This window comes from Streptomyces sp. NPDC054887 (genome assembly GCF_053610585.1).
In genome coordinates this window covers 28,588-43,672 of record NZ_JBSGYQ010000064.1, presented here as the reverse complement: position 1 = coordinate 43,672, position 15,085 = coordinate 28,588, and the positions used below count along the sequence as shown (strand labels likewise).

The following is a 15,085-nucleotide window of genomic DNA, read 5'->3' as shown; positions in this document are numbered from 1 at the left end:
CTCCCGCCGCAGGACAAAGCGCTGCCGAGGCAGCCGGGACCGGCCCGGCGGCTGCGGTCACGCCGTCGGGCTGAGTGCGGTCCCCGGCTCGTGACCGGGCCGGGGGGCTACGGGATTCCGGTGTGCGCGGGCCCTACTCCGCGCCTCCGAACGCCGCGTCGAACGACGCCGCCGGCGGGTCGAAGTCGTAGCGCTTCAGCGTGGCCAGCGCCTCGGGCGCGCCCGTGAGGCGGTCCATGCCCGCGTCCTCCCACTCCACCGAGACGGGCCCGTCGTACCCGATCGACCGCAGCATGCGGAACACGTCCTCCCAGGGGACGTCACCGTGCCCGGCCGACACGAAGTCCCACCCCCGGCGCGGGTCGCCCCACGGCAGGTGGGAGCCGAGCCGGCCGTTGCGCCCGTCGAGCCGCTTGCGCGCCTCCTTGCAGTCCACGTGGTAGATCCGGTCCCGGAAGTCGTACAGGAAGCCGACCGGGTCGAGGTCCTGCCACACGAAGTGGCTCGGGTCGAAGTTGAGCCCGAAGGCCGGCCGGTGCCCGACCGCCTCCAGCGCCCGCCGCGTCGTCCAGTAGTCGTACGCGATCTCGCTCGGGTGCACCTCGTGGGCGAACCGCACCCCCTGCGCGTCGAACACGTCGAGGACCGGGTTCCACCGCTCGGCGAAGTCCTCGTACCCCCGCTCGATCATGTGCGGCGGCACCGGCGGGAACATCGCCACCAGGTGCCAGATCGAGGACCCGGTGAAGCCGATCACGGTACGGACGCCGAAGGCGGCGGCGGCCCTGGCCGTGTCCGCCATCTCGGCCGCGGCCCGCCGGCGTACGCCCTCGGGCTCGCCGTCGCCCCAGATCCGCGCCGGCAGGATCGCCCGGTGGCGCTCGTCGATGGGCGCGTCGCAGACCGCCTGGCCGACCAGGTGGTTGGAGATCGCCCAGCACTTGAGGCCGTACTTGTCGAGGAGCTGGTGACGCCCGGCCAGGTAGCCGGGGTCGGCGAGCGCCTTGTCCACCTCGAAGTGGTCGCCCCAGCAGGCGAGTTCGAGGCCGTCGTAGCCGAAGTCGCGGGCGAGCCGGCAGACCTCCTCGAGCGGCAGGTCGGCCCACTGGCCGGTGAAGAGCGTGAACGGTCGTGGCATGGGTGACGGCCCTCCTACGGGAGTGCGGGGAGTACGGGGAGCACGGGCGTGTAGATCGCGTTCTTCTCTGCGCTCTCCTCCACCGCCGCCAGCACCCGCTGCACCCGCAGCCCGTCCGCGAAGGACGGCTCCGGGTCGGCGCCGGTGGCGATGGCGTGCAGCAGGTCGCGCGCCTGGTGGACGAAGGTGTGCTCGTAACCCAGGGCATGGCCCGGCGGCCACCACGCCTCCAGGTACGGATGCTGCGGCTCGGTCACCAGGATCCGCCGGAACCCCGAGGAGACGGCGGGCTCGGTGTGGTCGTGGAAGGACAGCTCGTTCAGCCGTTCCAGGTCGAAGGCCAGCGAGCCGCGCTCACCGTTGAGTTCGACGCTGAGCGCGTTCTTGCGGCCCGCCGCCGTACGGGTCGCCTCGAACGAGGCCAGCGCTCCGGAGGCCAGCCGCGCGGTGAAGAGCGCGGCGTCGTCGACCGTCACCTCGCCGCGCCCGGCGCCCGCGGACCCCGTCCCCGACAGTCCGGCCGTCGCGCACGCCGGCAGCGGGCGGGAGCGGACGAACGTCTCGGTCATGGCCGAGACGCCCACCACCGGCTCCCCCGCGAGGTACTGGGCGAGGTCGACGATGTGCGCGCCGAGGTCCCCGAGCGCTCCGGACCCCGCGTGCTCGCGCTGGAGCCGCCAGGTCAGCGGGAAGTCCGGGTCGACCAGCCAGTCCTGGAGATAGGTGACCCGTACGTGCCGCAGCGCCCCGAGCCTGCCCTCCGCGACGAGCCGCCGGGCGTACGTCATGGCGGGCACCCGGCGGTAGTTGAAGCCGACCATCGCCACCTGGCCCCGGGCGCGGGCCCGCTCGGCGGCGGCCGTCATCGCCTCCGCCTCCGCGACCGAGTTGGCCAGCGGCTTCTCGCACAGCACGTGCTTGCCCGCTTCGAGTGCGGCGACGGCGATCTCGGCGTGGCTGTCCCCCGGTGTGCAGATGTCGACGATCTGCACGTCGTCGCGGGCGACGAGGGCGCGCCAGTCGGTCTCCGCCGCCGCCCACCCGTGCTGGTCCGCGGCGGCGCGCACGGCCACCGCGTCGCGTCCGCAGACAGCCGCGAGGACCGGCCGCACCGGCAGGTCGAAGACGCGGCCCGCGGTGCGCCAGCCCTGCGAGTGGGCGGCTCCCATGAACGCGTATCCGACCATGCCGACGCCGAGCGCCGGGACCGGCGTACGTCCCGGCGCGCCGGGACCGGCGTCTGTGTCCGTCTGTGACTCTTCCCTGCGGGCCATACGGATTCCTCCTCGTCGAACTCGTCACTCGCACGGTGGGGGGCAGGCGGGCGCGGCGGCCCCGTCAGCTGAAGCCCGTCGGCAGGTACTCGTCGACGTTGTCCTTGGTCACGACGGCCGAGTAGAGGGTGATCGAGGCGGGTATCTCCAGTTCCGACATCCCGCCCACGCCCTTGCCCTGGCCGAGCGCGCGCGCCAGGTCGACGGCGGATGCGGCCATGGTCGGCGGGTAGAGGACGGTGGCCTTCAGCACGCTGTTGTCGGCCTTGATCGCGTCCATCGCGGCCTTGGCGCCGGCCCCGCCGACCATCAGGAAGTCGTCCCGGCCGGCCTGCTGGATGGCCCGCAGGGCGCCCACGCCCTGGTCGTCGTCGTGGTTCCAGAGGGCGTCGAACTGCTTCTGCGCCTGGAGGAGCTGGGCCATCTTGGCCTGTCCGGACTCGACGGTGAAGTCCGCCGCCTGGCGGGCCACCCGCTTGATGTTCGGGTAGTTCTTGAGGGCGTCGGCGAAGCCCTGGCTGCGCTGCTTGGTGAGCTCCAGGTTGTCCAGGCCCGCGAGCTCCACCACCTTGGCGTTCTTCTTGTCCTTGAGCTGCTCGCCGATGTAGTTGCCGGCGTTCAGGCCCATGCCGTAGTTGTCGCCGCCGATCCAGCAGCGGTACGCCTGCGGCGAGGCGAAGATGCGGTCCAGGTTGATGACGGGGATGCCCGCCTTCATCGCCTGGAGACCGACCTGCGTGAGGGCCTTGCCGTCGGCCGGCAGGATCACCAGGACGTCGACCTTCTTGTTGATCAGCGTCTGGACCTGGCCGATCTGGGCGGCGGTGTCGTTGGACCCCTCGGTGATCTCCAGCGTCACCTCCGGGTACTTCGCGGCGCGCGACTTCGCGTTCTCGTTGATGGCGTTCAGCCAGCCGTGGTCGGCCTGCGGACCGGCGAAGCCGATGGTGACCTTCTTGCCGGGCTTGTCGCCGGGGGCGGCCGGTTCGTTGTTCGCGGCCGGCTCCTTCTTGGGCTCGTTGCTGGTGCAGGCGGTGAGCAGCGCGCCGGCGGACACGGCGGCGGTGCCGAAGAGGAGTCCTCTGCGACTGGTTTCTGGCATGGCGGTTCCAACCCTTCAGGTCAGGGCTTGCGGGGAGGGGGACGGGGAGGAGTGCGGCGGTACGGATCAGGTCCCGCCGTCGCGCGCGGTGCGGCGCTGGACCAGTACGGCGGCGACGATGATGGCGCCCTTGGCGATCTGCTGGACGTCGCTCTGGAGGTTGTTGAGCGCGAAGATGTTGGTGATCGTGGTGAAGACGAGGACACCGAGCACGGAGCCGACGATCGTGCCCCGGCCGCCGCTGAGCAGGGTCCCCCCGATGATGGCCGCCGCGATGGCGTCGAGTTCGTACAGGTTGCCGTTGGTGTTCTGCCCGGAGCCGGACAGGACGACGAGGAGGAAGGCGGCGATCCCGCAGCACAGTCCGGACAGCAGGTAGAGGTACAGGCGCTGGCGCCGTACGTCGATCCCGGCGAGCCGGGCCGCTTCCGCGTTGCCGCCGACGGCGACCGTACGCCGCCCGAAGGTGGTGCGGTTGAGCAGCAGCCAGCCCACGACGGTGACGACGCCGAAGACGATGACCAGGGGCGGGACGCCGAGGACGTACGAGCCGGGGACGCCGAGGTCCAGCACGGACTCCACCGTGACGATCTGCGTCTTCCCGTCGGTGATCTGGAGCGCGAGTCCGCGGGCGGAGGCCAGCATGGCGAGCGTCGCGATGAACGGCACCATCCCGCCGTACGCGATGAGCAGCCCGTTGACGAGTCCGCAGGCCAGGCCCACGACCACCGCCGTGAAGAGGATGCCCGCGAAGCCGTACTCCTGCGTCGCGAGCGTCGTCGCCCACACCGAGGCGAGGGCCACGATCGCGCCCACCGAGAGGTCGATGCCGCCGCTGGTGATGACGAAGGTCATGCCGACGGTGACGACGCCGATGACGGACGCCTGGGTCAGGACGAGCTGGAGGTTGCCGCTGTCCAGGAACTGGTCGGGCTTGGTGAAGCCGCCGACGGCGACCAGGACGGCGAGTACGCCGAGCAGCGACAGGTTGCGCACGTCGAGGCGCAGCCCCAGCCGGTCGGGCCGGCGCGCGGGCGTCTTGGCGGTGGGTGCGGCCGGTCCGTCCTGCTGGTGCCGCTGCGCCGGTGAGACTGGCTGCGTCATGGCGTGGGGCTCCCTTCCATCACGAGGTCGAGTACGCGGTGCTCGTCGAGCTCCCGGGCGGGCGCGGTGTGGACGACGCGGCCCTCCCTGAGCACCAGCACCCGGTCGGCGAGGCCCAGGACTTCGGGGACCTCGCTGGATACGAGAAGTACGGCGAGCCCCTCGTCCGCCAGCCGGCGTATGACGGCGTACAGCTCGGCCCGCGCGCCGACGTCGACGCCGCGCGTCGGCTCGTCGAGCAGCAGGACACGGCAGCCGCGCAGCAGCCAGCGGGCGAGTACGGCCTTCTGCTGGTTGCCGCCGGAGAGCGTGCGGACGTTGGCGTCGGGGTTGTCGGGGCGCAGGGACAGTTCGCGGGTGGCGGAACGGGCGGCCTCGCGTTCGGCCGTACGGTCGAGCCAGCCGCCGCGCGAGAATCGGGACAGGGTCGACACGGACACGTTGCGGGTGACGGACTCCAGCATCAGCAGGGCCTGCGCCTTGCGTTCCTCGGGGGCGAGTCCGATGCCCGCGCGGACCGCGGCGCGGACGCTGCCGGGGCGCAGCGGCTGCCCGTCGACGAACACGCGGCCGGCGCTGGGCCTGCGTGCGCCGTACACCGTCTCCAGGATTTCGGAGCGCCCGGAGCCGACGAGTCCGGCGAGCCCGACGATCTCGCCCGGCCTGATCTCCAGGTCGAGCGCCGCGAACTCGCCCTCCCTGGCGAGCCCTTCGACGCGCAGAACCGGTGGCGCGGCGTCGGGCACACCGCCTGCCGACCGCCGGGGGAAGACGTGCTCCACGTCGCGGCCGGTCATCAGCGCGACGACGTCACGGGTCGGGGTGGTCTTGGCGGGCAGCCCCACGGCGACCGCCCGGCCGTCCTTGAGCACGGTGACGCGGTCGCCGATGCGGCGGATCTCCTCAAGCCGGTGGGAGATGTAGACGACGGCGACACCGTCCGCGGTGAGTCCGGCGACGATGCGGAAGAGGTTGTCGACCTCGTCGGGGTCGAGTGCGGCGGAGGGCTCGTCCATCACGATGAGGCGTACGTCGTGGGAGAGCGCCCGCGCCATGGAGACGATCTGCTGCTGGGCGGCGGACAGCGAGCCGACGAGGCTTCCCGCGTCGATCTCGCGGTGGCCGAGACGTGCGAGGAGCGTGGTCGCCCGGGCGCGGGCCAGCCGGCCGCGTACGACGAAGCCCGCGGTGGTCGGCTCGTGGCCGAGGAAGATGTTCTCGGCCACCGACAGGCCCTCCACCAGGTCGAGTTCCTGGTAGATGGTGGCGATGCCCAGGCGCATGGCGGCGATGGGCGACCTGAGGGCGACGGTGGACCCCTGCCAGGTGATCTCGCCGCCGTCGGGCTGGTGCACGCCGGCGAGGACCTTGATGAGGGTGGACTTGCCGGCGCCGTTCTGGCCGAGCAGGCAGTGCACCTCACCGGCCACGACCTCCAGGTCGACGCCGTCGAGGGCGCGGACACCGGGGAACGACTTGGTGATGCCGGACATGGTGAGAAGAAGGGGCGGGGCTGCTGGGGCTGCTTGCGGTGGTGCCATGACGGTTCCCCTCGGCTGGTGCGGCGGCCGGTGAGCGAGCAGGGCAGGACGGAGCAGAAGCGGCGGGACGGGTGCGGCTGTTGGGGCTGACCGGGCTGGTGGAGCGGACGAGGCTGGTGGGGCTGGCGTTGCTTGGTGATGGCGGGGCGTGTGGTGCGGGTGTGCAGGTGTGCAGGCGGTACCGGTGGTGCGAAGCCAGTACGGAGCAGTCGGGCAGGCCGGAGCCGGGCAGGGCGAAGCCGAGCCGTGTGCGGTGGCACCGAGATGTGTGCGGCGGTACGGGCAGTGTGTTCGGTGGTGCCGGGGCGTGTGTGCGGTGGTGCCGCAGGAACGTTTCGCTTACGGGTCGTACGGGCGCCGGCCGGGGTCAGGCAGGCGAGAACAGGTGGTCGCTGATGAGCCTGGCCGCGCCGATCACACCGGCGGCGGGCCCCAACTCCCCCAGCACGATGGGCAGATTGCCGGTGGCCAGCGGCAGTGACTGGCGGTAGACCTGGGTGCGGACGCTGGCGAGCAGGGTGTGGCCGAGGCCGGTCACCCCGCCGCCGATCACCACGAGCCCGGGGTTGAAGAAGCTGACGAGCCCGGCGATGACCTGGCCGACGCGGTTGCCGCCCTCGCGGATGAGGTCGAGCGAGGTGGCGTCGCCGGCGGCGGCGGCCGCGGCGACGTCGGCGGCCGTGAGCCGCCCCGCCGCTTCGAGGCGCGCCGCCAGTTCCGGCGAGCGGCCGGAGCGGGCCGCGTCCTCGGCGTCGCGGGCGAGCGCGGCGCCGCTGAAGTGGGCCTCCAGGCAACCCCTGTTGCCGCACGCGCAGGCGCGGCCCTCCGGTTCGACCTGGATGTGGCCGATGTCGCCCGCGCTGCCGGTGGTGCCCCGGTAGACCTCACCGCCGACGACGATGCCGCAGCCGATGCCGGTGCCGATCTTGACGCAGAGGAAGTCGCCCACCGAGCGTGCGACGCCGGCGTGCTGCTCCCCCATCGCCATCAGGTTCACGTCGTTGTCGACCATGACCGGGCAGCCCAGCTCCTGGCTGAGCGCCTCGCGTACGGGAAAGCCGTCCCAGCCCGGCATGATCGGCGGTGCGACCGGCACACCCTCCGGGAAGCGGACCGGGCCCGGCACGCCGATGCCCGCCCCGTCGAAGCCCTCGGCGAGGCCGGACGCCCTGAGCTTGGCCGCCAGGGCGAGGGCCTGCTCGAAGACCGCGACCGGGCCCTCGCGTACGTCCATGGGGTGGTTGAGGTGGCCGAGTACCTCCAGTTCCGCGTTGGTGACGGCGACGTCGATCGAGGTGGCGCCGATGTCGATGCCCAGGAAGCGCAGGGCGGGCGCGAGCCTGATGTTGTGCGAGCGGCGGCCGCCCCGGGAGGCGGCGAGGCCGTCGGCGACGACCAGACCGGTGTCGAGGAGCCGGTCGACCTCGACGGCGAGTTTGGAGCGGGAGAGGTCGATCTGGTCGCCGAGCTGGGCGCGGGAGTTGGGTCCGCCGTCACGCAGCAGACGGAGCAGCCGCGCCTGATGCGCGTTCGCCGGTCGAGCCGTCATCCGTCTCACGTGCCCCTCCCTGCCTCGTCGGCCGTTCACTGCCGGGCTTTGGAGGGGAACGTAGCAGCGACTGCCGGGAGTGGGAAGAAGTTACGCAGGAATCCGCCACACCTTTCTCCACACCGAGGACAAAGCTGGTCTGCGGCTCAACCGGGCGGTCTGTGGGCCCGGTTGAGCCCGTCGGATGGCCGGACCGGACCGGGGGGCTGCCGGCCGGTGCGCGCCGGCGCGACCGGCTGGGCAACGCAACGCCTCGCGCACCCGCTGCCGGGACACCCCGAGGTGCCCGGCGAGCTCGCTCTCTCCTCGTCAGCCCGCGACCTCGCGGGGTCACGGACAGCGGATGACCTGCCCGGCGTACGAGAGGTTCCCGCCGAAGCCGAAGAGCAGGACCGGCGCGCCGGACTCGATCTCGCCGCGCTCGACCAGCTTGGACAGGGCCATCGGGATGCTGCCCGCCGAGGTGTTGCCGGAGTCGACGACGTCGCGGGCGACGACCGCGTTCACGGCGCCGATCTTCTGCGCGAGGGGTTCGATGATCCGCAGGTTCGCCTGGTGCAGGACGACTCCCGCCAGCTCCTCCGGCCGCACACCGGCGCGCTCGCACACCTTGCGCGCGATGGGCGGCAGCTGGGTGGTCGCCCAGCGGTAGACCGACTGGCCCTCCTGCGCGAAGCGCGGGGGCGTTCCCTCGATCCGCACGGCGTTCCCCATCTCGGGCACCGAGCCCCAGAGGACCGGGCCGATGCCCGGCTCCTCGCCGTCGGCGCACGCCTCGACGACCGCGGCGCCCGCGCCGTCCCCGACGAGCACGCAGGTGGTGCGGTCGGTCCAGTCGGCGATCTCGGCCATCTTGTCGGCGCCGATGACCAGGGCGCGGGTCGCGGATCCGGCCCGTACGGCGTGGTCGGCGGTGGCGAGGGCGTGCGTGAAGCCCGAGCAGACGACGTTGAGGTCCATCACGGCCGGCGAGGTCATGCCGAGCCGGGCCGCGACGCGGGCCGCCATGTTCGGCGAGCGGTCGATCGCGGTGGAGGTGGCGACCAGGACCAGGTCGATGTCGGCCGGGGCCAGCCCGGCGGAGGCCAGGGCCTTGGCCGCGGCGTGCGCGGCCAGCTCGTCCACGGGCTCGTCGGGGCCCGCCACGTGGCGGGTCCTGATGCCGACCCGGCTGGTGATCCACTCGTCGCTGGTGTCGACCATGGCCGCCAGATCGTCGTTCGTGAGCACCTTGGCAGGCTGATAGTGCCCGAGCGCGACGACTCGTGAGCCGGTCATTGGCGGTTCCACCCCTCTTTGCGGACAGTCGGAACGGTCCAGTCTTCTTTGTGACTCACCGGTACGAGGGCAGGTGAACCGACAGGATTCGCTCCCGAGTCTTTGGAGCTTCCTGCTGACGGCGGCCCCCGGAGCCGCCCCCCGGCACCCTCGCGCCGAATGCTGACCAGCCGTGGCATTTGCACACAATTCGAACTCCGGTTCCCCTCGCCCGTGTGTGCGCACTGCGGCGTCCGGCCGCAACCTCACCCCGCCCCGTGCTGGACAATGACAGCGTCGAGGTCACCTCGCCGTACGAAACCCCGGTCACCCACGGCAGCTGTGCATCGAGGGCGGTCGTTTCGACTGTCGGCACGTACAGCGGGCTGACGGCGCGGATCACGAAGAACCCGAAGAAACGGACTGATCACCATGGGACGGGTCACCGAGCGCCGCCGCGTCATCCGCGTCAGGGACGGGGCGGTGAGCACCCGGCCGGACACGCTGGTCGCCGAGGAGCCGCTGGAGATCCGACTCAACGGCAGGCCACTGGCCATCACCATGCGCACGCCCGGCGACGACTTCGCGCTGGCGGCCGGATTCCTGGTGAGCGAGGGGGTGCTGGGCTCGGCCGACGACGTGCGGTCGATCGTGTACTGCGCGGGCGCGACGGCGGAGGGCGTGAACACGTACAACGTGGTGGACGTGCAGCTCGCGCCCGGCGTTCCGGTCCCCGACATCACCCTGGAGCGCAACGTCTACACGACGTCCTCGTGCGGCCTGTGCGGCAAGGCCAGCCTGGACGCCGTCCGCACCACGGCCCGCTTCCCGATCGCCGACACTCCCCCGGTGCGTCTGACGCCCGAGCTGCTCGCCGGCCTCCCCGACCGCCTCCGCGCGGCCCAGCAGGTGTTCGACAGGACGGGCGGCCTGCACGCGGCCGCGCTGTTCTCGGAGGAGGGCGAGCTGCTCGACGTACGGGAGGACGTGGGCCGGCACAACGCGGTGGACAAGCTCGTGGGCCGGGCGCTCACGGACGGGCGGCTGCCGCTGTCCCGCGCGGTGCTGCTGGTCTCGGGGCGGGCGTCGTTCGAGCTGGCGCAGAAGGCGGTGATGGCCGGCATCCCCGTCCTCGCGGCGGTCTCCGCCCCGTCGTCCCTCGCGGTGGACCTGGCGGCCGAGACGGGCCTGACGCTGGTGGGCTTCCTGCGCGGGCCGAACATGAACGTGTACGCGGGCGACGAGCGCATCGCCCTGCACACCGGGGTCTGACCCGCCCCGCGGCACGGGACTCGGGCCCGGCCGGCGGGGAGCGCCCCCTGCGCCGGCCGGGCCTCCACGGGCCGCGCCCGCTCCCCTAGCGCCTGCCGCGCCGGGCGCGCTGCCTGGCCTCGGCCGGGGGCGGGATGAACTGGAGCGCGAGGGTGGCCGGGGGTTTCGCGACGCCGGGGCCGCCGGCCGCGACCCAGGCCAGGATGTCGTCCGTGCAGTCGTCGTCCAGCGCCCAGCCGACCCAGGCCGCGCGCCCGCCTCTGCGACGGCCCTCCGTGGACGGCTGGACGACCACGACGTTCGCCTGGCCGCAGGGACCGAGGCAGTCGCTGGTGCGCACGAGGAGCCGCCCGCCGGACGCGGCGGCCGCGTCGCGCAGGCGGCGCAGCTGGCCCTCGTGGTCCGTGCCCGGGTTCTTCCGGGCGTCGCCGCAGCAGCAGCCGCGGCACACGGTGAGGGCGCAGGGTCGGGCCCCGAAGGGACGTATCGCGGAAGTCACTTGACGATCTTGCCAGGCGCCGCGGGGTCCCGGGGCATGCCCCCGGCCCTTCGGACGCCCCCCGGGCGCACCGGCCCGGTCGCCGGCGGCACGGACGACGTCCCCTCCCTTTCCGTCACGCCGGAGGGGCGGCCGTCCGGATCCTCCGCCCGCGGCACCTCACGGGACCGCCTCTTGGCGATCACCGCGCACACCATCAGCTGCATCTGGTGGAAGAGCATCAGCGGCAGCACCGCCAGGCTCGCCTCCGCCCCGAACAGCACGCTCGCCATCGGCAGCCCCGCCGCGAGCGACTTCTTCGACCCGGCGAACTGGATCGCGATCCGGTCGGCGCGGCCGAAACCGAGGCGCTTCGCCCCGTGCCGGCTCACCGTGAGCATCGTCGCGAGCACCACCGCCTCGACCCCCAGGAGCGCCCCGAGCCTGCCGGGGCTCACCTGGTGCCAGACGCCCGCCGTCACGCCGTGGCTGAACGCGGTGTAGACGACGAGCAGGATCGACCCCCGGTCCACGTACCCGAGCGCCTTCTTGTGCCGCAGCAGGAGGCCGCCGACCCAGCGGCGCAGCAGCTGCCCCGCCAGGAACGGCGCCAGCAGCTGGAGGACGATCTTCAGTGCCGAGTCGGAGGAGAGGCCGCCCGCACGGCCGCCGATCAGCAGTGCCGCGAGCAGCGGGGTGAGGACGATCCCGACCAGGCTGGAGAACGATCCCGCGCAGATCGCCGCCGGAACGTTTCCGCGCGCGATCGAGGTGAAGGCGATCGAGGACTGGACGGTCGAGGGGACGAGGCACAGGAAGAGGAAGCCCGCGTACAGCTCGGGTGTCAGGACGTACGGCACCAGGCCCCTCGCCGCCAGGCCCAGCAGCGGGAAGAGCGCGAAGGTGCACGCGAGGACCGTCAGGTGCAGCCGCCAGTGGCGCAGCCCGTCGACCGCCTCGCGGGTGGAGAGCCGCGCCCCGTACAGGAAGAACAGCAGCGCGACGGCCCCGGTCGAGACCCCGCCGACGGCCTCGGCGGCCGCGCCGGAGGCGGGCAGCAGCGTGGCGAGGACGACCGTGCCGATCAGCAGGAGCAGGTACGGATCGAAAGGCGCCCAGGACGGCAACCGGAACTGCGGCGTGCGGCGGCTCATGCGCTCTGGTGCTCCTGCTCTCGGTCGGACGTGCCTCCCCATGTTCCACGGGAAGCCGCCGGAGGGAAACGCGGCTCTTCGCCGGCCGTGCGGGCGCTCGGCCCCCGGCGGACGGTCCCGGCCGCCGGACCGTGCGAGGAGTGGAGAGCGGGCGTACAGATTCCGTGGAGATTTCCGCCCACCGTACTTACCCGGGAGTCAGCAGGCCGCCCCGGTCTTCCGCCTGTGACGCGCCTTTCACCGATTGAGCTGTGCATATGCGCAGTCGTCCGGATTCCGTGACCCCCTGCCGCGGGCCGAGACCTTGGGGTAGCGTCGCGGCGCTGTGCGGAGCGTCACAAGGAGCAGGTCATTGCGCGAATTCACTGTCCCACCCATGGCGACGCCACCTCAGGTCGGCGGGCTGGCGGACGTCGTGTTCGACCGCGCCGAGCAGGAGCCGCACCGCGTCGTACTCGGGCGCAAGGGGGACGACGGGCAGTGGCACGACGTGTCGGCCGGCCGGTTCCGGGACGAGGTGCTGGCGGTCGCCAAGGGGCTGCTCGCGCACGGCGTGCGGTTCGGCGACCGGGTCGCGATCATGTCCCGTACGCGCTACGAGTGGACGCTCTTCGACTTCGCGCTGTGGACGGTGGGGGCCCAGCCCGTCCCGGTGTACCCCACGGCCTCCGCCGACCAGGTCTTCTGGACCCTGCACGACGCCGGCGTCACGGCCTGCCTGGTCGAGCACGAGGACCACGCGATGACCGTCGGCTCGGTGGTCGACCGGCTGCCCCTGCTCAAACGCCTGTGGCAGCTCGACGCGGGCGCGGAGGCCGAGGTGGTCCTGGCGGGCGCCCACCTCGACGACGAGGTGGTGCACCGCCACCGGCGGGCGGTCACGCCGGACTCCGTGGCGACCGTGATCTACACGTCGGGGACCCTGGGGCGGCCCAAGGGCTGTGTGCTCACGCACGCGAACTTCATGTACGAGACGGACACCGTACTGGCCCGCTGGGAGTCCCTGTTCCGGTCCAGGCCCGGCGACGAGCCGGCGACGCTGCTCTTCCTCCCGCTCGCCCACGTCTTCGGGCGGATGGTCGAGGTCGCGGCCGTGCGGGGCGGGGTGAAGATGGGCCACCAGCCGGTGCTCGCGGCGCACGCACTCATGCCCGACCTGGTGAGCTTCCGGCCGACGTTCATCCTGGCCGTGCCGTACATCTTCGAGAAGGTGTTCGCCGGCGCCCGCCGCAGGGCCGAGGCGGACGGGAGGGCCGGGGCCTTCGACAAGGCCGTCGAGGTGGCCGTGCGGTACGCCGAGGCCCAGGAGCAGCGCGCGTTCGGCACCGGCCCCGGGCCTTCCGCCGCGCTGCGGCTCCAGCACCAGTTCTTCGAGAAGGCCGTGTACGCGAAGGTGCGCGAGGCCATGGGCGGCCGCGTGCGGCACGCGATGTCCGGCGGTTCCGGGATGGCCCGGCGGCTCGGCCTGTTCTTCGCGGGCGCGGGCGTCACGGTCTTCGAGGGGTACGGACTGACCGAGACGACGGGGGCGGCGACCGCCAACCCGCCCGAGCGCACCCGCTACGGCACGGTGGGTCAGCCGCTCCCCGGCACCACCGTGCACATCGCCGAGGACGGCGAAATCTGGCTGCACGGCGGCCAGGTCTTCTCCCGGTACCTCAACGACCCCCGGTCCACCGACGCCGTACTGCGGGACGGCTGGCTGGCCACCGGCGACATCGGCGCGCTGGACGAGGACGGCTATCTGACGATCACCGGGCGCAAGAAGGAGATCCTGGTGACCTCCGGCGGCAAGAGCGTGTCACCGGCCGGGCTGGAGGAACGGATCAGGTCGCATCCCCTGGTGGCCCAGTGCATCGTCGTGGGCAACGACAGGCCGTACATCGCCGCGCTCGTCACCCTCGACCAGGAGGCCGTCGACCACTGGCTGCGGATGCGCGACAAGCCGCCGCTGAGCTCGGCCGACCTGGTGCGGGACAAGGATCTGGAGACGGAGGTCCGGCGCGCGGTGGTGGCGGCGAACACACTGGTCTCGCAGGCCGAGTCGATCCGTACGTTCCGGATACTGGCCCACCAGTTCAGCGAGGAGCAGGGGCTGCTGACGCCCTCGCTCAAGCTGAAGCGCAAGGCGATCGAGGCGGCGTACGCGGTGGAGGTCGACGCGCTGTACCGGTGAGCCGGCCCCGGCCGGGCGAGCCGCTCGCCGCTCCGCCGCCCGGCCTCTTCCGACGCACCGTCAGCTCCGGGCGCCCACCGTCGCCGCACGCGGCCGCGCCGCCCGTGGCACACATTTCGGCGCCCTCGCGGGAATGCGTGGACCCCGGGGATCGTTGACCCTGGGAGTACCAACCGACGACGTAAGGATCGATCGCTCGTGAGCAAGGCCCCTTCCCTCACCCTGAACAACGGCGTCGAGATGCCCCAGCTGGGGTTCGGCGTATGGCAGGTGCCTGACGACGAGGCCGAGAAGGCCGTCGACACCGCAATCCAGGCCGGTTACCGATCCATCGACACGGCCGCGATCTACGGGAACGAGACCGGCACGGGCAAGGCGATCGCCGCCTCCGGTGTCGCCCGCGACGAGCTGTTCATCACGACGAAGCTCTGGAACTCCGAGCAGGGGTTCGATTCCACGCTGCGCGCCTTCGACGAGTCGCTGGCGAAGCTGGGCCTGGACTACGTCGACCTGTACCTGATCCACTGGCCGATGCCGTCCAAGGACGCGTACGTGGACACGTACCGGGCCTTCGAGAAGATCCACGCGGACGGCCGCGCCAAGGCGATCGGCGTGTCCAACTTCCTTCCCGAGCACCTGGAGCGGCTGATCGGCGAGACCTCCGTGGTCCCGGCCGTCAACCAGATCGAACTCCACCCGCAGCTCCAGCAGTCGGCGTCCCGCGCCTTCCACGCCCAGCACGGCATCGCGACCGAGGCGTGGTCGCCGCTCGGCCAGGGCAAGGGCCTGCTGGAGGTGCCGACGGTCGTCGCCGTGGCGCGCAAGCACGGCAGGACCCCGGCGCAGGCGGTGCTGCGCTGGCACCTTCAGACCGGCAACGTCGTGATCCCGAAGTCCGTGACGCCGTCGCGGATCCAGGAGAACATCGACGTGTTCGACTTCGAGCTGGACGCCGACGACCTCGCGGCGTTCGCCGCGCTCGACGAGGGCAAGCGCCTCGGCCCCGACCCGGCGACGTTCGACGCCGGAGCCTGACCCGC

General features: G+C 72.3%; 12 protein-coding genes. 3 read left to right on the top strand and 9 right to left on the bottom strand.

The annotated features are described in order from the left end of the window. Nucleotides 1-133 precede the first annotated feature (133 nt). The 7 genes from ACWGH0_RS28280 to ACWGH0_RS28250 form a co-directional block, all read right to left on the bottom strand. A complete protein-coding gene (locus ACWGH0_RS28280; RefSeq protein ID WP_453407078.1) occupies nt 134-1,138 on the bottom strand; it encodes a sugar phosphate isomerase/epimerase family protein in 1,005 nt (334 codons plus the stop codon). 14 nt (nt 1,139-1,152) lie between these two features. Then, nucleotides 1,153-2,412 carry a Gfo/Idh/MocA family protein gene (locus ACWGH0_RS28275; RefSeq protein WP_453407077.1) on the bottom strand — a complete coding sequence of 420 codons (1,260 nt, stop codon included), beginning with the start codon at nt 2,410-2,412 and terminating at the stop codon, nt 1,153-1,155. A gap of 64 nt (nt 2,413-2,476) precedes the next feature. Continuing rightward, entirely contained in the window at nt 2,477-3,514 is a 1,038-nt protein-coding gene (locus tag ACWGH0_RS28270) for a substrate-binding domain-containing protein (RefSeq protein ID WP_453407076.1), read from the bottom strand. A gap of 66 nt (nt 3,515-3,580) precedes the next feature. Then, complete coding sequence (locus ACWGH0_RS28265) at nt 3,581-4,618, bottom strand: ABC transporter permease (RefSeq protein WP_453407075.1); 1,038 nt, start codon at nt 4,616-4,618, stop codon at nt 3,581-3,583. Beyond that, the gene (locus ACWGH0_RS28260; protein ID WP_453407074.1) at nt 4,615-6,159 is read right to left on the bottom strand and encodes a sugar ABC transporter ATP-binding protein; all 1,545 of its coding nucleotides are present in this window, start codon (nt 6,157-6,159) and stop codon (nt 4,615-4,617) included. Before ACWGH0_RS28260 ends, ACWGH0_RS28265 begins: the two co-directional genes overlap by 4 nt. Before the next feature lie 367 nt (nt 6,160-6,526). Beyond that, nucleotides 6,527-7,708: an ROK family protein gene (locus ACWGH0_RS28255; RefSeq protein ID WP_453407081.1), complete on the bottom strand. Its 1,182-nt coding sequence runs from the start codon at nt 7,706-7,708 to the stop codon at nt 6,527-6,529. Nucleotides 7,709-8,038: 330 nt separating this feature from the next. Then, nucleotides 8,039-8,986 carry a beta-ketoacyl-ACP synthase III gene (locus ACWGH0_RS28250; RefSeq protein WP_453407073.1) on the bottom strand — a complete coding sequence of 316 codons (948 nt, stop codon included), beginning with the start codon at nt 8,984-8,986 and terminating at the stop codon, nt 8,039-8,041. A 411-nt stretch (nt 8,987-9,397) separates the two neighbouring features. Between ACWGH0_RS28250 and fdhD the strand changes: the two genes are divergently transcribed. Continuing rightward, complete coding sequence (fdhD, locus tag ACWGH0_RS28245) at nt 9,398-10,237, top strand: formate dehydrogenase accessory sulfurtransferase FdhD (protein WP_453407072.1); 840 nt, start codon at nt 9,398-9,400, stop codon at nt 10,235-10,237. Between the two features lie 85 nt (nt 10,238-10,322). Here fdhD and ACWGH0_RS28240 read toward each other — a convergent pair whose 3' ends face one another. Together ACWGH0_RS28240 and ACWGH0_RS28235 are read right to left on the bottom strand one after the other, a co-directional pair. Then, nucleotides 10,323-10,736, bottom strand: a complete 414-nt coding sequence (locus ACWGH0_RS28240) for a (2Fe-2S) ferredoxin domain-containing protein (RefSeq protein WP_453407071.1) — start codon at nt 10,734-10,736, stop codon at nt 10,323-10,325. Further along, nucleotides 10,733-11,869: a bile acid:sodium symporter family protein gene (locus ACWGH0_RS28235; protein ID WP_453407070.1), complete on the bottom strand. Its 1,137-nt coding sequence runs from the start codon at nt 11,867-11,869 to the stop codon at nt 10,733-10,735. Before ACWGH0_RS28235 ends, ACWGH0_RS28240 begins: the two co-directional genes overlap by 4 nt. Before the next feature lie 376 nt (nt 11,870-12,245). Between ACWGH0_RS28235 and ACWGH0_RS28230 the strand changes: the two genes are divergently transcribed. Next, nucleotides 12,246-14,045, top strand: a complete 1,800-nt coding sequence (locus ACWGH0_RS28230; protein WP_453407069.1) for an AMP-dependent synthetase/ligase — start codon at nt 12,246-12,248, stop codon at nt 14,043-14,045. 198 nt (nt 14,046-14,243) lie between these two features. After that, nucleotides 14,244-15,080 (top strand): aldo/keto reductase, encoded by an 837-nt coding sequence (locus tag ACWGH0_RS28225; protein ID WP_453407068.1) that lies wholly within the window; start codon nt 14,244-14,246, stop codon nt 15,078-15,080. The last annotated feature ends 5 nt before the right edge of the window (nt 15,081-15,085 follow it).

Coding starts and splice junctions, on each gene's coding strand:
- ACWGH0_RS28265 (WP_453407075.1), bottom strand. CDS start 4,618: ATGACGCAGCCAGTCTCACCGGCGCAGCGGCACCAGCAGGACGGACCG.
- fdhD (WP_453407072.1), top strand. CDS start 9,398: ATGGGACGGGTCACCGAGCGCCGCCGCGTCATCCGCGTCAGGGACGGG.
- ACWGH0_RS28250 (WP_453407073.1), bottom strand. CDS start 8,986: ATGACCGGCTCACGAGTCGTCGCGCTCGGGCACTATCAGCCTGCCAAG.
- ACWGH0_RS28270 (WP_453407076.1), bottom strand. CDS start 3,514: ATGCCAGAAACCAGTCGCAGAGGACTCCTCTTCGGCACCGCCGCCGTG.
- ACWGH0_RS28255 (WP_453407081.1), bottom strand. CDS start 7,708: ATGACGGCTCGACCGGCGAACGCGCATCAGGCGCGGCTGCTCCGTCTG.
- ACWGH0_RS28230 (WP_453407069.1), top strand. CDS start 12,246: ATGGCGACGCCACCTCAGGTCGGCGGGCTGGCGGACGTCGTGTTCGAC.
- ACWGH0_RS28275 (WP_453407077.1), bottom strand. CDS start 2,412: ATGGCCCGCAGGGAAGAGTCACAGACGGACACAGACGCCGGTCCCGGC.
- ACWGH0_RS28235 (WP_453407070.1), bottom strand. CDS start 11,869: ATGAGCCGCCGCACGCCGCAGTTCCGGTTGCCGTCCTGGGCGCCTTTC.
- ACWGH0_RS28260 (WP_453407074.1), bottom strand. CDS start 6,159: ATGGCACCACCGCAAGCAGCCCCAGCAGCCCCGCCCCTTCTTCTCACC.
- ACWGH0_RS28280 (WP_453407078.1), bottom strand. CDS start 1,138: ATGCCACGACCGTTCACGCTCTTCACCGGCCAGTGGGCCGACCTGCCG.